The sequence below is a fragment of the Succiniclasticum ruminis DSM 9236 genome, assembly GCF_900112895.1.
In the GTDB taxonomy this organism is placed as follows: Bacteria; Bacillota; Negativicutes; order Acidaminococcales; family Acidaminococcaceae; genus Succiniclasticum; species Succiniclasticum ruminis.
Window position 1 is genome coordinate 1 of record NZ_FONL01000038.1, and the last position, 1,111, is coordinate 1,111.

At 52.9% G+C, this 1,111-nt stretch carries 2 protein-coding genes; both read left to right on the plus strand.

Annotated elements, in window-relative coordinates:
• Positions 1-203 (plus strand): anion permease (locus tag BM159_RS11770; protein ID WP_177206050.1); only part of this gene is annotated, 203 nt, incomplete at its 5' end.
• A 358-nt stretch (positions 204-561) separates the two neighbouring features.
• On the plus strand, positions 562-1,111 hold a 550-nt coding region (locus BM159_RS11775), incomplete at its 3' end, for a sodium ion-translocating decarboxylase subunit beta (protein ID WP_143089451.1).

The following is a 1,111-nucleotide window of genomic DNA, read 5'->3' on the forward strand; positions in this document are numbered from 1 at the left end:
CGGCAGCCGTTCTGATGGCTATCGCCGTTGCAGCATCCTGCGCATTCGCTACCCCGGTAGGCACGCCGCCTAACACCCTGGTATTAGGCCCCGGCAAATTCACCTTCATGGACTACGTAAAATGCGGCACCGGTCTGGTACTCGTGTGCTTCGTCATTTCCCTGATTCTGATTCCTATGTTCTGGCCTTTCTTCCCCGGCTAATAATCCGCGGAGCATCTTCCATTACATAAGCATCAGGTCATCTCAGCTTTATCCCGGCTGCCGTGGCTCACAGGCGGCAGCCGGCTAAACTGCAACCGGATATAGCGAGGCAGTTGCTTAGTTACAAAACGGTCATACCATTTCGGTTGCAGATTTCCGTTTTACAGTTGCGACCTTTATAAACTACGGAAAACGGCAAATGAATTAGCTCTTTCAACTCAGTCAAAGCATCATTTTGCAGATTTCAACTGACAATACACGTTTCCGTAGTTTTGTATGAATTCATCTGTTTTTATCCGGGGACACGCTGTGTCAGCAACGTTTCCCCACCATTACTTTAAGAATCGAGGACGTATTTATGGAAGCATTAATTGTTTCTCTCCAGTCCGTATGGAACGACTCCGGTTTCGAGGGGTTGACCAGCGGTAACGTAATCATGCTCCTGGTAGGCTTGATTCTGCTCTACCTGGCTATCGGCAGAGGCTTTGAACCTCTGCTGCTGTCCAACATCGCCTTCGGCTGCCTGTTGGGCAATATTCCCAAGACCGGCTTCTTTGATGAACCCGGCGTTATGCAGGTTATCCTGTACGGTATCAACCACGAAGTATTCCCGCCGCTGATTTTCATGGGTGTCGGCGCCATGACCGACTTCGGTCCGCTGCTGGCTAACCCGAAGACCCTGCTGCTGGGCGCTGCTGCCCAGGGCGGCGTGTTCGTTGCCCTGATTGGCGCCATGCTGTTAGGCTTCGACCTGCGTGAAGCGGCTTCTATCGGTATTATCGGCGGCGCCGACGGCCCGACCGCGATTTACCTGACCGTTAAGATGGCTCCCCACCTGCTGGGCGCTATCGCCGTAGCTGCTTACTCCTACATGTCTCTGGTTCCGCTGATCCAGCCGCCTATCATGA